At 62.4% G+C, this 15024-nt stretch carries 17 protein-coding genes; 3 read left to right on the forward strand and 14 right to left on the reverse strand.

Translation table 11 applies throughout. The features are described 5' to 3' along the window. The first annotated feature begins 200 nt into the window (after positions 1 to 200). Positions 201 to 572, forward strand: coding sequence for a DUF5319 domain-containing protein (locus tag NQ018_RS01920; protein WP_257057943.1), 372 nt, complete (start codon positions 201 to 203; stop codon positions 570 to 572). Positions 573 to 616: 44 nt separating this feature from the next. On the opposite strand, the gene NQ018_RS01925 is transcribed toward NQ018_RS01920, so the two are convergent. Then, entirely contained in the window at positions 617 to 1483 is an 867-nt protein-coding gene (locus tag NQ018_RS01925) for a F0F1 ATP synthase subunit epsilon (RefSeq protein WP_257057946.1), read from the reverse strand. Beyond that, positions 1484 to 2047: a sigma-70 family RNA polymerase sigma factor gene (locus tag NQ018_RS01930; protein WP_257057948.1), complete on the reverse strand. Its 564-nt coding sequence runs from the start codon at positions 2045 to 2047 to the stop codon at positions 1484 to 1486. It lies immediately after the preceding gene. Between the two features lie 371 nt (positions 2048 to 2418). On the opposite strand from NQ018_RS01930, the gene NQ018_RS01935 reads away from it, so the two are divergent. Beyond that, complete coding sequence (locus NQ018_RS01935) at positions 2419 to 2700, forward strand: WhiB family transcriptional regulator (RefSeq protein WP_257057949.1); 282 nt, start codon at positions 2419 to 2421, stop codon at positions 2698 to 2700. Positions 2701 to 2839: 139 nt separating this feature from the next. Here NQ018_RS01935 and groL read toward each other — a convergent pair whose 3' ends face one another. From groL to alr, 10 genes are all read right to left on the reverse strand, one after another. Next, complete coding sequence (gene groL / locus NQ018_RS01940) at positions 2840 to 4453, reverse strand: chaperonin GroEL (protein WP_257057951.1); 1614 nt, start codon at positions 4451 to 4453, stop codon at positions 2840 to 2842. A gap of 18 nt (positions 4454 to 4471) precedes the next feature. Continuing rightward, positions 4472 to 4768, reverse strand: a complete 297-nt coding sequence (gene groES, locus NQ018_RS01945) for a co-chaperone GroES (RefSeq protein WP_257037908.1) — start codon at positions 4766 to 4768, stop codon at positions 4472 to 4474. 213 nt (positions 4769 to 4981) lie between these two features. Then, a complete protein-coding gene (locus NQ018_RS01950) occupies positions 4982 to 5398 on the reverse strand; it encodes a hypothetical protein (RefSeq protein ID WP_257058316.1) in 417 nt (138 codons plus the stop codon). A gap of 99 nt (positions 5399 to 5497) precedes the next feature. Beyond that, positions 5498 to 6544, reverse strand: coding sequence for a tRNA (adenosine(37)-N6)-threonylcarbamoyltransferase complex transferase subunit TsaD (gene tsaD, locus NQ018_RS01955; RefSeq protein WP_257054007.1), 1047 nt, complete (start codon positions 6542 to 6544; stop codon positions 5498 to 5500). After that, positions 6541 to 7023: a ribosomal protein S18-alanine N-acetyltransferase gene (gene rimI / locus NQ018_RS01960; protein ID WP_373566880.1), complete on the reverse strand. Its 483-nt coding sequence runs from the start codon at positions 7021 to 7023 to the stop codon at positions 6541 to 6543. Before rimI ends, tsaD begins: the two co-directional genes overlap by 4 nt. Continuing rightward, a complete protein-coding gene (gene tsaB / locus NQ018_RS01965) occupies positions 7023 to 7733 on the reverse strand; it encodes a tRNA (adenosine(37)-N6)-threonylcarbamoyltransferase complex dimerization subunit type 1 TsaB (protein ID WP_257057953.1) in 711 nt (236 codons plus the stop codon). The genes rimI and tsaB overlap by 1 nt, the downstream gene beginning before the upstream one ends. Before the next feature lie 88 nt (positions 7734 to 7821). Next, positions 7822 to 8304 (reverse strand): hypothetical protein, encoded by a 483-nt coding sequence (locus tag NQ018_RS01970; protein WP_257057955.1) that lies wholly within the window; start codon positions 8302 to 8304, stop codon positions 7822 to 7824. 173 nt (positions 8305 to 8477) lie between these two features. After that, positions 8478 to 10085, reverse strand: coding sequence for an aspartate:alanine exchanger family transporter (locus NQ018_RS01975; protein ID WP_257057958.1), 1608 nt, complete (start codon positions 10083 to 10085; stop codon positions 8478 to 8480). A gap of 212 nt (positions 10086 to 10297) precedes the next feature. Then, positions 10298 to 10792 (reverse strand): tRNA (adenosine(37)-N6)-threonylcarbamoyltransferase complex ATPase subunit type 1 TsaE, encoded by a 495-nt coding sequence (gene tsaE / locus NQ018_RS01980; RefSeq protein ID WP_257057960.1) that lies wholly within the window; start codon positions 10790 to 10792, stop codon positions 10298 to 10300. Continuing rightward, the gene (gene alr, locus NQ018_RS01985) at positions 10785 to 11909 is read right to left on the reverse strand and encodes an alanine racemase (protein ID WP_257057962.1); all 1125 of its coding nucleotides are present in this window, start codon (positions 11907 to 11909) and stop codon (positions 10785 to 10787) included. The genes tsaE and alr overlap by 8 nt, the downstream gene beginning before the upstream one ends. 148 nt (positions 11910 to 12057) lie before the next feature. Here alr and NQ018_RS01990 point away from each other — a divergent pair, with 148 nt between their 5' ends. Continuing rightward, positions 12058 to 12888, forward strand: a complete 831-nt coding sequence (locus NQ018_RS01990) for a dienelactone hydrolase family protein (protein WP_257053995.1) — start codon at positions 12058 to 12060, stop codon at positions 12886 to 12888. A 186-nt stretch (positions 12889 to 13074) separates the two neighbouring features. On the opposite strand, the gene NQ018_RS01995 is transcribed toward NQ018_RS01990, so the two are convergent. Together NQ018_RS01995 and NQ018_RS02000 are read right to left on the reverse strand one after the other, a co-directional pair. Next, positions 13075 to 14721: a hypothetical protein gene (locus tag NQ018_RS01995; protein WP_257058337.1), complete on the reverse strand. Its 1647-nt coding sequence runs from the start codon at positions 14719 to 14721 to the stop codon at positions 13075 to 13077. Further along, complete coding sequence (locus tag NQ018_RS02000) at positions 14718 to 15017, reverse strand: hypothetical protein (RefSeq protein WP_257057965.1); 300 nt, start codon at positions 15015 to 15017, stop codon at positions 14718 to 14720. The genes NQ018_RS01995 and NQ018_RS02000 overlap by 4 nt, the downstream gene beginning before the upstream one ends. Positions 15018 to 15024 lie beyond the last annotated feature (7 nt).

Below are 15024 nucleotides of genomic sequence, written 5' to 3' on the forward strand. Positions count from 1 at the left end.
CCAGGTTCGCGGCCTCACGCCGGTACTCCGGCGTGTACTTCTTGCGCTGTTGACTCACAATGAACATCCTCTCCTACGGACACAAGATCCGTACAAATAGGGTGTCCACTAAACGAGGGTAACCTCAGTCTAGGGTTGTCTTGTCTAGGGTTGTCTTTGGGGCTTGCACGGCATGCGCTGGCCGCAATATGGTTGGGGGCGTGAATTCTAATTGGCAGCTTCCCCCGGATCCTTTTGCAAATGATCCAAATGATCCGGCCTCGTTTTTTGAAGATGACGAGCCGTTTCCCCCGCTCTCGGATGAGGAACGCGCGCGTATGAAGCAGGATTTGAAGCTCATGCGCGAGTTCCGCCGGGTGCTGGCTCCAAAGGGTGTGCAGGGGATCTTCTTTTACTGTGAGGATTGCACGGAGGAGCATTTCTACGACTGGGACATCATGGAAGCCAACATGTTGTCCACGTTGGCTGAGGAGCAGTCGGCGGTCCATGAGCCGAGCCCGAACCCGGACCCGCACAACTATGTGCCGTGGGATTACTGTTTGGGCTATTTGGACGGCATCCAGCAGCGCTAAAAAAAATGGTGGCCTTTGGGCCACCATTTTTTGTTCTAGCCTGCCTATCCTGCGCTTTCCGGCTCGCTCGGAGCTGGCACCTGCGCTGGCGTGCTCGCTGGCGTTTCCGCCCCGGAGCTGACGCTCGCAGTCGGGCTTGGGGTTTGGGTGACGGTCACCGTCTTGGTCTCGGTGACGGTCTCCGTAATCTTTTCCACCACGGTTTCCGGCGCGCCCGGTTCTGGGGTGACGGTGGTTTCGCGCACCTCAGTCACGGTTTGCGGGATTGCTGCTTGCGCGCGCTCCAGGTCTGCTTGGGCCTGTTCGCGTTGGCGTTGCGACATCTGCTCCAGCAGCGCCTCCGCCTCCGCAAGGACCTGCCGTGCACCCTCTACGTCGCCGCGGGCGTTGAGGGAGTCTGCGGCCTCAAGCTTGCTGGCGAGCTGCACCACGGCGTCATTGGAACCGAACACTGCCTGGTTGGCGCTGTAAAGCGGGGAACCGGGGGTTGCCGAGTAGATCATTGAACCGCCACCGGCGATCACCAGGGTGGCTGCCGCAGCACCGATCAAACCGGAGGCGACCCTGCCCACGCGACGTCGGCGCGCCTGCAACGGCACCACCTGCGCATCTTGGTTCTGGCTCACTGCGCTGGAATCACTGCGGTCACCGCGATCACTGTGGTCACTGCGGTCACTGAGATCGAAGCCAAAGTCCGCCAGGTTCGGCGCAGGGGGCATGTCCTTGGCAACCTCCTTGCGCAGCCCCAGCAGTGCCGCCGCGAGGGGATCTGAGCCAAAGGTGGGGTCCTCACCGCGGGCGATGGCGGTCAACAAGGCATCGTCGGCATGTAGCTCGTCCAAGTGCCGCGCCGCGGAAAACGGCTTGCCAGAACCGGAACCGGTGCCGGAACCTGAGCCAAGGTTGGCCATCTACATCTTCTCCTGTTCGAGCGCCTTGCGCAGTGTGGCAAGAGCGCGGTGCTGCGCTACCCGCACAGCCCCTGGTGTACTTCCTACAATTTCCGCGGTTTCTTCAGCGGAAAGCCCCACGAAGATCCTCAGCGTAAGGATCTCGCGTGGTTTATCACTTAGGAGATCGAGAAGTTCCCTCACTCTGTTACTTCCCGCAGCTACGAGGGCAATTTCCTCAGGCGAATCTTCATTTATCTCTACCTCCGGGACAGCTTCAGTGGGGTTTGCGATGTCCCGTGCGTACGCCCGGTGCGCGTCGGCTACCTTGTTGCTGGCAATGCCATACACATAGGCCATGAAGGGCCGCCCGCGGTCCGAATAGGAATGAATCGAGGTGGCCACGGCCAAGCACACTTCCTGCGCCACGTCCTCGGGCGTTGGTTGACGCCCACCGCCGAGCCTCGCACGGGCGTAGCGCAGCACGAGAGGGTGAATCAACTCAATGATCCGCTGCAGCGCACGCCCCTGCCCCGCGCGTGCCAGCGCGACGAGCTCACCAAGCTCATCTTCGAGTTCAGCCACCTTCTCACCACCTTTCTACTTCCGCCGCCTGCGCCGGCCTCCGTGCTCGGACACAACAAATTTACTTTAGTCGCTTTGACGCAGGCATGTGCCGCAGTCCACCCCTCAGCAAAGCGTTCCGACGCGCCCAAGGCTCCAAGCCTCAAAGCTGCAGCGGGAGGTCCGGTAGGCACGGCGTTGAAGAGTTAGCGAGCCCGGCAGAAAATTGCTCAGGTTTTCTTTTCAATGAAACGCCAATTCAAACATTCATACACCAACCGTTCACCTTTGCCGCCCACACTTGGCTCCAGGTTCGCGCCCCTCTTCGCAGTCCGCCGAACCGAACAGCTCTTATTCAGCTCTCAACCTCGCGTGAAGGGAATGTGCACAACATGACCACCTCAATTACACAGCTTTTGCCTGGGCCCAACGCTGACTTCTGGGACTGGCAACTCCACGGCTCGTGTCGTGGTGAAAACTCTGAGGTGTTCTACCACCCCGAAGGCGAACGAGGCCGCGCACGCATGGAGCGCGAGCGCCGCGCAAAGGCGATCTGCCGCGATTGCCCCGTGCTGGAGGCCTGCCGCGACCACGCCCTGGCCGTGGCGGAGCCTTACGGCATCTGGGGTGGCATGAGCGAAACCGAGCGGATGCAGATGCTCCGTCGCCGCTAACGCCCAACATAGCCCCCCTCCTCCGGCGGTCCCCCTCAGTCCGCTGGGAGTTGGCAATACGAACGGTGTGAACACCCCTCATCCCTTAATACAACAAGGCCCAAGGTCTTAAACCCTGGGCCTTGTTGTGTTGAGCCGTTTAGTGGTGATGGTGGTGCTGCGGCGCGGGTGCGGGCGCAGCGGGCTTTTCCACTACGGATGCTTCCGTGGTGAGCACCATGCGTGCCACGGAGGTGGCGTTGACCACTGCGGAGTGGGTCACCTTCACTGGGTCGATGATGCCCTGCTCCAGGAGGTTGCCGTACTCCAGGGTGGCGGCGTTGAAGCCTTCCCCGTTTGGCAGTTCCTCCACGCGGGAAACAACCACTGCGCCGTCTAGGCCAGCGTTGTCTGCAATCCAGTAGGCGGGCTTGCGCAGCGCGGCTGCGAGAGCGTTGACGCCGATCTTGGCGTCGCCCTCGAACTCCTGCGCGTAGTCCTTGAGCTCCTTGGCAATCTGGACCAGCACAGAGCCGCCACCGGCGATCACGCCTTCCTGCGCTGCCGCGCGGGCTGCGTTGATGGCGTCCTCCACCCGCAGTTTGCGCTCGGAAACCTCAGTTTCCGTGGCAGCGCCCACGCGGATCACGGCTACGCCACCGGAGAGCTTTGCCAGGCGCTCCTCGGCCTTTTCGCGGTCCCAGGTGCTATCGGTATTGGCAATCTCGCGGCGGATTTGCTCGCGGCGTCGTTCGAGGTCCTCGGCGGTGCCTGCACCGTCCACGATGATGGTCTCATCCTTGGTCACGGTGATGCGGCGGGCAGTGCCGAATACCTCTGCGCCAGCCTCGTTGAGGTTCACGCCAACCTCTGGGTCAATCACAGTGGCTGCAGTGACTACTGCGAGGTCATCCATGAATGCCTTGCGGCGCTCACCGAAGTACGGGGACTTCACGGCAACGGCCTTGAGGGTCTTGCGGATGGAGTTCACCACGAGAGTCTGCAGCGGCTCGCCTTCCACATCTTCTGCGATGATGAGCAGCGGCTTGTTGGACTCCACAACCTTCTCCAGCAGTGGGAGGAGGTCAGGCAGGGAGGAAACCTTGTTGCGGACCAGCAGCACCAGTGGGTTTTCCAGCACGGCCTGCTGGGAGTCGGTATCCGTGATGAAGTATGGGGAAAGGAAACCCTTATCAAAGGACACACCCTCGGTAACGTCGAGATAGGACTCGATGGACTGGGATTCCTCAACGGTAACCACGCCGTCCTTGCCCACCTTTTCCATGGCGGCGGCAACCATGTCGCCCACCTCGGGGTCGCGGGAGGACACGGTTGCCACGTTGGCGATGTCAGCCGCAGAGGCTACCTCGGTGGCGCGCTCGGCGAGCTTTTCCACCACGCGCTCGGCTGCAGCCGCGATGCCACGGTTGAGCTCGATTGGGTTTGCGCCTGCAGCCACGTTGCGCAGGCCTTCTGCGATGAGGGCCTGTGCGAGCAGGGTTGCGGTGGTGGTGCCGTCGCCGGCGATGTCGTTGGTCTTGACGGCCACGGACTTCACCAGTTGCGCACCAAGGTTTTCAAAGGGGTCTTCCACGTCGATGTCGCGGGCAATGGTCACGCCGTCGTTGGTGACGGTTGGGCTACCGAAAGCCTTGTCCAGCACCACGTTGCGGCCGCGTGGCCCGAGGGTCACCTTCACCGCGTTCGCCAGCGTGTCCACACCCTTGAGGATGCCCTCGCGAGCTTCCTGGTCGAATGCAATCAGCTTTGCCATATTGTGTGCGGCCTTCTTTTACTTCTCGATGATCGCGAGCACGTCGCGGGAGTTCAGCAGCAGGTATTCCTCACCGTTGTACTTCAGCTCGGTGCCGCCGTACTTGGAGAAGACCACGGTGTCGCCTTCCTTGATGTCCATTGGCACGCGGTCGTCGCCGTCAAAGCGGCCTGGGCCCGCGGCGATAACCACACCTTCCTGTGGCTTTTCCTTGGCGGAATCAGGGATCACCAGGCCGGATGCGGTGGTGGTCTCTGCTTCGGCGATCTTGACCAGGATGCGGTCTTCCAGCGGCTTGATGTTGACGTTTGCCACGATTTTCCTCCGTGTCATGAAGTAGTTCCATTGCGCCGGTTGTATCAACTACCAGCACAGCCGTCGTCGCGGGTGAACAACTGTGGGTCAAACAACCTGACTAGCACTCTACCCCCGCAAGTGCTAACCCCTCAACAACAGGTGTACGCCCAGCGCGAACACGCAGGCTCGCACAATGTTCGACGCGCCCCGCCGTCGCACAAAGCAAGGCAGCTAGGCGGAGTTGCGCACCGCGGCGCGCCACAGCGCGTACTCCTCCGGGAAGTCCTCCAGGTAGTTCTCCACCGCACGGATGGAATCCTTCACCGCCTGGACGATCCCCTCGGAGACCTCGTTGCCCTCGGACTCCACGAAGATCACCGAGCCACAAATCGCATTCATCGGGTCCTGGAGAAATGCGGGGTTCTGGGTCGCCGCAGTGTTGCGCGCCAGAGAGGCTACGGGGTTTGGCGCCGCGCCCTCAGCTTTCGCACCGGGGTTAAACAGTGCAGCGTAGGTGGAGCCGTCCTCCTGGAAAGCGACGGCAACGCGATCTTCCACGGTGCCGCCCAGGAACTGGTTGGCGTGTTCCAGGTCGAATTCAATAACGCGGTGGGTGAGGTCAGGGTTCACAAGCAGGCCGGTGAGCACGGGGATTTCACTTTCTTTAGGCAAGAGACATTCCCGCGCAAATGTATGGAGCAATTCCTACATTTTGACTACCCCGAGGCGAACTTTGCGTGAACTGATTTAGCTCACGATCGGCGTTTCCACCTCCAGGGAGGTGTCCGTGCCCACGGACAGCGGCGAGGGCTGCGCGCCTTCTGCGATAAGTTGGCCGGCAAGGGCTGCAATCATCACGCCGTTATCTGTGCACAGGGAGAAGCTGGGCACGCGCACTTCCACGCCGGCTGAGCGGGCGCGGTCCGCGGCGAGCTCGCGCAGGCGCGCATTGGCCGCCACGCCTCCACCCAAAAGCAAGACTTTTGCGCCGGTGTCTTGGCAGGCCATGATGGCTTTCTTGGTGAGGACGTCACACACTGCTTCCTGGAAGGAAGCACACACGTCTTCCACGCTAATGGTTTCCCCGGCGCGTTCGGCGGCTTCCACGTGGCGGGCCACGGCGGTTTTCAGCCCGGAGAAGGAGAAGTCAAAGCGGTGGGGGCCGCGCAGGTCCTCGGCTTTGTTCAAGCCGCGCGGAAAGGCAATGGCGTTGCGGTTGCCGCGCTGCGCCAGTTTGTCGATCACGGGTCCGCCTGGGTAGCCCAGCCCGAGCAGCCGTGCAACCTTGTCATATGCTTCGCCGGCGGCGTCGTCAAGCGTGCTGCCCAGCTCCCTCATGGGCTTGCCAACGGCATCCACCTCCAGGATTTGGGTGTGTCCGCCGGAGACCAGCAGTGCGATGGCGTGCGGCAGCTCCTCGCCCTCCAGGTTGGCAACGGCAACGTGCCCACCCAGGTGATTCACACCGTAGAAGGGCACGCCCCACGCGGCGGCATACGCCTTGGCCGCGGAGGCACCCACTAGCAGCGCACCGGCGAGACCTGGGCCGATGGTGGCGGCCACGGCGTCGGGGCGCGCAATCCCCGCCTCTGTCAGCGCCTGCCGCATCACCGGGACGATTGCCTCCAAATGAGCCCGGGAGGCGATCTCAGGGACCACCCCGCCGAAGCGCGCGTGCTGCTCCATGGAGCTTGCCACCGCGTTGGCCAGGATGGTCATGGAGCCGTCTGCGCCGAGTTCGATGATGCCTACGCCGGTTTCGTCGCACGAGGATTCAATGCCAAGCACAATCATGGGGTTGGTCCTTTCTGCTTCGGTTCTGGCTGGCGCAGCATCACTAGGGCGTCGGCGCCGGAGGGCTGGTAGTAGCGTTTGCGCACGCCTACCTCGGCAAAGTTGTATGCGCGGTAGAGGGCCTTGGCGGGCTCGTTGTCCGTGCGGACCTCCAGGAAAATCGGCGCGCCCAGGGTGTTGGCCACGTGGATGAAGTTGTCCATTATCATCCGCGCCACCCCGCGCCGCTGAAACGCTGGGTCCACACCAATTGTATGCACCTCGCACTCCGGGTCATCCTTGGGCCCCATGATGGCCAGGCCGCCGTAGCCCACGAGCAGCTCGCCTGCGGTCACGCCCACATACACCGTGTGCAGCTGGGCGATCTCCGCCGCGAAATCCTGCTCCCGCCACGGGCTATCCTCCGGAAACAGCTCCGCTTCCAGCTCCACGAGCCGCGGGATGTGCGCCGGGGTCAAAGCAATTCGCTGCAAATCCACTAGCCCAGGTCCACCTCAGGAATCGCCGCCGAACGTGGCTTCGCCGCGGGCTCCTTCGCATCCGGCCGACGCAAGTACAACGGCACCAACGGCTGCGCTGGGGCCTCAAGATCCGCCACGGCAACCAGCGCCGCAGCCTCGGGGCGATGCAGCACGCGAGTGGTTTGGTAGTGCTGCGGGAGCTGCTCAAACAACGCCTGCGGAGCACTGACGACGCCCACAGCGCCCGCAGCGTCCCCCACGTCCGCCGCCAAGTCCAGGGATGCTGGGGAACACACCTCCGGCCCCGCTACCCTCGTGCCTTCCTTGTATGCCGAGTAATAGACCTCGCGGCGCCTGGCGTCGGTGATGACGAGGGCCGTGGGCGCGTCGGCAATGAATGTTGCAATGGCGTCATGGGAGTGGACACCGTGGACGGGGATGCCGAGTGCGTCGCCGAGTGCCGCCGCGGTGGCCATACCCACGCGAAGTCCGGTGAACGGCCCGGGGCCGCAGCCCACCACGATCGCCTGAAGGTCCGCGAACGTGAGCTGCGCCTGCGCCAACACCTCCTGTGTGGTGGGAATGAGCAGCTCATTATGCTGGCGGGAATCCTCCAAAATCGCCTGCGCCAACGTGGTGATCTGCTCGCGGGAGGTGGGAACCGTGGGGGTATCAACAACGCCGACCACCATGTCCGGCGTTGAAGTATCAATCGCAAGCACTCGCATTCTTAGAAAGAATAGTCCCCCGCGCACGCGTTCGCCCCCTCATGGACAAATCCAAGAAAGGGGGCGCGTGTGGTGGCGGGGTGAGGCGTTAACTCATCAACACCCAGCCACCTTGCTCCGTGCGTACCACGGGCAGCAGGCCGGATGCGTTGAACGGCTGCCCAGCGTTGCCGGAGGAACACATGTCCAACTGGGTGCGCTCGAAGTGGCGGGTGGTGGCGGTGCCGTCCTCGGCGGCGAGCAGGATGTAGTTTTCATCCTCAGCGATCTCACCGGTGAAGTTCAACTGGCTTTCCTCCACGCCGTACATGCTGGCCACGGACTGGGAGTCCAGCCCTGGGCAGAGCACGGCGCCGGCAATGTATTCGCTGCCGTACATATCCGTCAAAGACACCGCGGAGGCAGTCAGACCCTGGGCGTTAAACGAGCTCAACGTCTGGTCCAGCTTGTCCTGCTGGCTGAGGGAGGACTGCGACACTGCAGAAGCCGCCAAGATGATCGCCATCAGGCCGGCCACAGCAACGATGCAGAGTATGAGCAACTGTTTTGCGCGAGTGGAGAGCTGTTCCATGAGGTGAGGTCCTTGAAAGTTGGGGTAACGTTGCGGCGCGCGTACGTATCTGGCTGTCTTTCCGTCGTGGTGCGCACCAACCTACTTGGAGCATATAAACACGGAAACTGTGCAAAACCCAAGTAGAACACTGTCAAGTTCCTGAGCATTGCCGCCCAATGCCCTGCGATTGCCTAACCCATGAGGAGGAGCACCAGCACCTGGCTCGTGATGATCTTGCCAATCATCGCCGTTGGGTACACCGTTGCGTAGCCGCGGGTAGCCAGGTCCGTGCCGGTTTGGCCATTGAGGTAGGAAATGATTGCCGGGTTGGTGGTGGAGCCGGCGGCAACGCCCATGGATTCGTCCCAGGTGAGCTTGAACACCTTCATGCCAACCACACCGCAAATGATCATTGCCACCACGGTGAGCACAAAACCCACGCCGATGATGGTGAGCGAGCTCGGATCAGAAAGTGCCTTGCGAAAGCCCGCGCCGGCTGAGGTTCCCACGCCAGCGAGGAAGATCGCCAGGCCGAACGTGGAAATGGTGCGATTCGCGTGGTACGGCAACTGCCACTGGATGCGGCCGGAACGAGACAGCGCGCCAAAAATCAAACCCGCAACGATCGGGCCGCCACCGAAGCCCAAGGACATGACGTTGCCACCCGGAAGCGGGATCGGGATGAGCCCCAGCGCGAGACCCACGAGCAAACCGAGGGTGAAGGGGAACAGGTCAACGTCGGCAAGCGATCTTTCCGAGTCGCCCAGGAACCGCCGCACCTCCGCCATGCGATTCGGCGCCGCGATCACGCGCACGCGGTCGGAGAGTTGGAGGACGTCGTCGGGCTCGGGGACCACGTCTTGGTCGCCGCGGCGCAAACGCGCGATGATGAAGCCGTGGTCAACGGTGTTGAGTTCGTCGATGCGCCTACCGGCGACCTGCTTGTTTGAGATGGTGAAGCGGCGGAACTCCAGGTCCGTACCCTCGATGCTCACGTCCACCGGCTCCCCGAGCGCCGCGACGGCCTGCTCCAGCGCCTGCGGCGTTCCATTGATCACCAACACCTGCCCCTCATGAAGGTGATCGATGGGGCGTGCCAGAGAATGATCGTGTGCGCTATGCACCACGCGAGTGGCAATGATGTCCACCCCAGAAATACGCGGCAAATCCGCAATCACACCCCGAATACCAGGGCCGATGCGCACGCCACCCCACTCCAGAGGGTCCGCGATCAGGCCCTCCTTCGTGGCGTCTGCGATGTGATCCACCTTCAGGATCTTCGCGCCCAGCGCCGCCACAAGGATAGCGCCGAGCACCGCACCAGGGTACGCCAGCGAATATCCGACGACGGGGTTCGAGGCGAGGTCAGGGGCAATTTCCTCCATCACCGCGACCATCGCCGCCATACCCGGCGTTGACGTGAGCACGCCGGCATACATGCCCGAACCGACGCTGGGGTCCAGGCCGAAGGCACGCACGGCGAAGTAGCAGGCCGCGGTCACAGCGATCAGCAACATCACCATGAACACCGAGAGTTTCCAGCCGCGGTGGCGGAACTCCGCAAAGAAATCCGCGCCCGCGCTCAGGCCGATGGCGTAGACGAACATTGCCAGACCGAGCTGGAAAATTAGCGGCGGAAGCGCAATGTCTGGGTTCAGCGTGGACAGCCCGAGCGCCACAAACAGCACGGCTGCGGCCCCCAGGGAGATGCCGAAAATCTTGATTTTGCCCAAGGCGAGGCCCACCGCGAGGACCAGGATGAGCGTGAGCAGTGGTTGCGTTGAAAGGAAATCGAGCACGAAGTGCACCTTCACAGATGTAGTGGTGGAGCTTGAGCGGTTCGGAGTGTTGATTTAGTTCCGAATATCTGTGTTTGATTGTGCTCTTGCGTTGGTTCAGGCGCAAACAGAACTGCAAAAGTGTGCTGCAATGCGACACTTCTCACCCCTCATGAGACCCGAGGGGCAGCGGGTTGGTGAAGTGCGCGGGTAGGTAGGGTGCGCGGGTGCGCCTACACCCAGCGCCAGGAAATGATGCGCGCCTCAGACTCCGGGTCCTCCAAGTTGGCGGTGGTGCGGTCGATGGTGATTTTGAGGTAGCGCGCGGCGATTCGCTCCACGAGCCCACCACCCCACTCGGCAACCACTACCGCGTCCTCCAGCTCCGTATCCAGATCCAAAGAGTCCAGCGCGCCCACCGCATCCACTTCCGTCTGTTCGCCCTCCCCGAACAAGCGGTACGCATCCACATGCACCAGCGAAGGGCCACCAATTTTCGAGCGGTGCTCACGGGCGATCACGAACGTCGGCGAGGTCACTCGCCCCTTCACTTGCATCCCCTGCGCCAGCCCCTGAGTAAAGGTGGTCTTGCCCGCACCCAAAGGCCCATCCAGAATCACGACGTCGCCCGCCTTGAGGTGCGCGCCCAGCTCCTGCGCCAACTGCTGCGTCTGCTCCGGTGTTTCACAGCGGCGCTCGCCAGGCAAAGAAAAATCGACGTTACTCATTGCGCTCTCCCTCATCAGCTCCGGTGTTGAAATCAGTTGTGTAGACCCGGTGGGTGCGCCCGGTTGGGCGGCAAATGACCTCATAGTGAATCGTGGACAACCGCCCCGCGAGCTCCTCCGCACTCACGCCACCTGGGCCAAAGATAATTGCCTCATCCCCCTGGGTAACACCATGGGGGTTATCACCCAAATCCACGATCACCTGGTCCATGCACACGCGGCCCACCTGCGGGTAGGCGTGCCCACCGATGGTGACGTCGAGGCGGCCCTGCGCGGCACGCGGCACGCCGTCGGCATAGCCCGCGGGGATGACGGCCAGCACGCCGTCGGTAGGCGCGTGCCATGTACCGCCGTAACTCACCGGCTCCCCTGCAGCAACGTGCTTGAGCACCGTCACCCTGGCCACCCACTGCATCGCAGGGCGCAGCCCGTGTGTGGTGCCCGGGATTGGTTCCATGCCGTAGAGTGCCACGCCCGGGCGCACCATGTTGTAGTGGAACTCTTGGCCAAGAAAAACACCGGGGCTATTGGCCAGGTGGTTGGTGGGCAGCGCAAAGCCCAGCTCGCGACCCATTGCAATGGCTTGGCTGAAGAGGTCTTTCTGGCGGGCGTTCATGGGGTGGTTGGGCTCATCCGCGCAAGCAAGGTGGCTCATCACGCCGAGCACCTCAATCTGTGGGTGCTCGCGCAGCAGGACGAACACTTCTTGGAGGTCATCGAGGTGCACCCCCGAGCGGTGCATGCCGGTGTCCACCTTGATATACACCCGCACCGGGATGCCCAGGGAAATGAGGGCCTGCGCGTGCCGTGGGCTGATAACCGCAAGGTCAATGCGGTGTTCCAAGGCCGCGCGCACGTCCTGTTCAGGTGCCCAAATCCAGGCCAGAATCTCCTGAGTGATCCCGGCCTCGCGCAGAGCAAGGGCCTCGTCCAGGGTGGCCACGCCGAACGCATGGGCGCCATGTTGGGCCATCACTTTGGCTACCTCGGGAGCTCCGTGGTTGTAGGCGTCTGCCTTGACCACGCACATGAGCTTTGCCGGTGCCACATATTCCGCCAGCAGGCGGGTGTTGTGGGCGATCGCGGATAGGTCGATGCGGGCCTCAAGCAGATTCATGATCCCTTATTCTGCCACGCGCCGCTGCCGCCGTGACGCACCCGCGTGCGCGGTGCGGGGTGCGGCCTTGGGTGCGTCGGGTAGCGAAACTGGGGTCACGCTCGGGCAAATGCTCCCGGCGCGCACTTGTTGCTCTATTCTGGAATGCGTGGCTGAAAAACTTTCCAAGCATCTTCCAAAGCTGTCCAAGCGCGGCCCTCACCGCGTGCTGACCGGTGACCTCGCCTACGCTGGCCTGCCCGGCAAGGTGTACGCACCCGCTGAGGGCAACGCCATCCCCGGTGTGGTGTTTGCGCATGACTGGATGAAAGGCATTGAAAAGTACCACGGCTTCATGAAACACCTCGCAAGCTGGGGCTTTGCCGTTGCCGCGCCAGACACTGAGCGCGGGATTAATCCGAATGCCCTGGATTTGGCCGCAGACATTGAGTCGTGCATCCAGATCCTCACCGGCGTGAAACTCGGCACCGGAAATATCACCGTTTCACCAGGCAGGATCGGCATTGTGGGCCACGGCCTGGGCGCCGGAGCGGCAGTGTTGGCCGCTGCTGGGCGCGAAAACATCCAAGCCATAGCGGCGCTGTACCCCTCCCAGGTGAGCCCCTCCGCAACAGATGCCGCCACCAACGTGGAAGCCGCCGGCATGGTGCTCGGCGCCAGCGAACTGCCGGTGTTCGATTACGGAAATGCTCCCCTGCTGGCCGCACAGTGGAAGGGCGACGTGGTGTACCGCGAAATCGACAAAGCCACCCACAGCGTAGTCACCGAGGACTCACTGTTTAAACTGCTCACCGGCACCGGCCGCGTGAACCCTGGCCTGCGCGAACAGGTCCGCGGGCTCACCACCGGCTTCCTACTTTCTGAGCTCGCCACCGAAAAGAAGTACTCCGCCTTCTCCGACCCGGAAGCCGAAGGAAAGAAGATCACTTCCTACTGGGGCGAGAAACTCGCCGAGCGCGCCAACATCACCAAGATGTAGAAGGCTTCAACACACCCCGCACGCGCCCCTTGGGAACCTTCCCAGCCATGCGGGGTGTTTGCGTGTCCGCGGCTTTTGAGGCCTCCTCAGTAACTTTCTGTGCCTTACGCGCCTGCTCTTCAAAGGCTTGGATGTGTTGCTCGGCACGGGCTTTAAATTGCTCGACAAACTGCTGGTAGTCGCTGCTCACCATGCACCTGCTTTCTGAATCTGAATCCCACCTGAGCTACCACCTGAGCTACCAAAAGAACTTCCGACGCCCCCAGGTTGCGAAGGAGGAGGCGGTGGAGGGGGTGCTGGAGCTGGGGAAGATGCTGGTGCTGGGGCGGTGGCTGCTTGCATAGCAGCAACCTTGGCAGCCATCTTCTCAGGAATCGGCGGCGGCTCATAGCCCGCTGGTTTCACGGGTTCCGGCGCCGGTGGAGCCGGTGGAGCTGGCGGAGGTGGTGGAGGTGGTTGGACTTGCTCCCACCAGTTCTCCACCTGCTCCTGGATAAAGTTCACCAAACACCCAATACCTACTGCGAGGATGCCGAATCCCACGAGTCCGAGGACCCCTTGGAACACCGTCGAGCCTACATTCTCCTCCGGCTGGCACTCAGCCTCTTCTGCAACGGGAGGCTCACACTTCTCAATATCAGTATCGGTTTCAGTTCCCGTCTCCGGAGCCGGGTCCGGGCTTGGGCTTGGGCTTGGGCTTGGAGCCGGGTTCGGGCTTGGAGCCGGAGCAGGGTCCGGTGGACACTGCGTGCTCGCTGGAGTTGTTGGTGTTGGCTTCGGCTGCTCTTTGGGCTGCACCTTCGGCCCCTGCTCTGGAGTTGGTACTGGTGGCGGCGTCACCTTTGACGGCTCCGTAGGCTGCTTCTCACCCGCTCCCGGTGTTCCCGGCGTCCCTGCTCCCGGTGTCGCCGGTGTCCCCGGCATCGGAGGACACTGCGCAGTGTTCGGTCCAGTGTTCGGTCCAGTGCTCGATCCGGTGGGCGGCGGGGTCTGTATGCTCGGCGTGCTCGGCGGGGCCGAGTTGTTCGGTGGCTCTGTCTGCGCTGGGCTCGTCGGCAATGCGCTTGATGGTGGTGCCTGCGGGGCACCTGACCCACCTCCGCCACCACCGCTGCTGCTGCCACCGCCTCCAGTTCCCATTCCGGCGGGGGCATCGCAGGTTGGGGCGGCCTTGGCGGGCGTGGTGGGTGCTTCCGCGCTTGGCGTGCAGCCAGGCGCTTTGGGTTTCTCCGGCTCGGGTTTGCTGCACTCGGCCTCACAGCGCTGTACCAATTGGCTGAAGCATTGGTCCATGAGGGAGTCGCGTTGTTTGCAGAGGTCCAGAATGCTGTTGCCGGCGTGGTCGATGAGCTGGGAACCGGCTTGCACGCAGGCCATGAAACCGGCGGGGTTGAGCAGCGGGTTGATTACCTGCAACAGTGCACTGATCTGTGCGATTGCAGCGTTGAGCTGTTGCAGGAGTTGCTCGATGCTTTGGCGGGTTTGCTCGTCGAGGGAGTCGATTGCGTCCATGGCGGAGTCGGTCTCGTCGGCCGCGTCTTCGGCACCGAAGATGGATAGGTCCCAACTCTCAAACTGCCTGGCTAACCAGGATCCGATTGCCTGGTAGAGCATGCCTTGGGCGATGTCACTGAGATTGGACACCAGCCCTCGGCCCGTCGAGGTGTTACTGCTACCAGCGGCGACTCGTGCGCCTTTGCGGATCGAGCCGGTGTCCTGTCCTTCAGTGGAATTGAAGGCGTTGATGAGCATTGCTGCAGAAACTGCGGGGCCGGTGTAGAACCCGCGGGAACTGCTGAGCAACATTTGGATGGCGCGGAGATAGAGGCTCACTGCATCACACCTCCTACTGCGCGAGTGTTTGCGCCCTCGGTGCCGATAAGCGCGTTTGTGTCTCGCACCGCGGCCTCAGCGCTTTCCACCAGATCAATCATGCGCCGCACCTGCCGCGCGTGGAGCTCAACGTACAGTTCAGCAAGCCGGAGTGAGTGCTGCATCAACACTTTGCCCGCGGCCTGCGCAGGTACATTTGGCAGCACACGTTGATGCTTGGAAAGTTGTTCCTCAAGCTCAGCGCGCAGCTTTTCGAATAACTCCGGCACCGCGCGCGGGTCTAGTTGCAAGGTCATGAGCCTT

Origin of the sequence: Corynebacterium kozikiae (genome assembly GCF_024580965.1) — a bacterium.
Taxonomy (GTDB): domain Bacteria; phylum Actinomycetota; class Actinomycetes; order Mycobacteriales; family Mycobacteriaceae; genus Corynebacterium; species Corynebacterium kozikiae.

Coding starts and splice junctions, on each gene's coding strand:
- NQ018_RS01925 (WP_257057946.1), bottom strand. CDS start 1,483: ATGGCCAACCTTGGCTCAGGTTCCGGCACCGGTTCCGGTTCTGGCAAG.
- NQ018_RS01935 (WP_257057949.1), top strand. CDS start 2,419: ATGACCACCTCAATTACACAGCTTTTGCCTGGGCCCAACGCTGACTTC.
- groL (WP_257057951.1), bottom strand. CDS start 4,453: ATGGCAAAGCTGATTGCATTCGACCAGGAAGCTCGCGAGGGCATCCTC.
- tsaD (WP_257054007.1), bottom strand. CDS start 6,544: ATGATTGTGCTTGGCATTGAATCCTCGTGCGACGAAACCGGCGTAGGC.
- tsaB (WP_257057953.1), bottom strand. CDS start 7,733: ATGCGAGTGCTTGCGATTGATACTTCAACGCCGGACATGGTGGTCGGC.
- NQ018_RS01970 (WP_257057955.1), bottom strand. CDS start 8,304: ATGGAACAGCTCTCCACTCGCGCAAAACAGTTGCTCATACTCTGCATC.
- tsaE (WP_257057960.1), bottom strand. CDS start 10,792: ATGAGTAACGTCGATTTTTCTTTGCCTGGCGAGCGCCGCTGTGAAACA.
- alr (WP_257057962.1), bottom strand. CDS start 11,909: ATGAATCTGCTTGAGGCCCGCATCGACCTATCCGCGATCGCCCACAAC.
- NQ018_RS02000 (WP_257057965.1), bottom strand. CDS start 15,017: ATGACCTTGCAACTAGACCCGCGCGCGGTGCCGGAGTTATTCGAAAAG.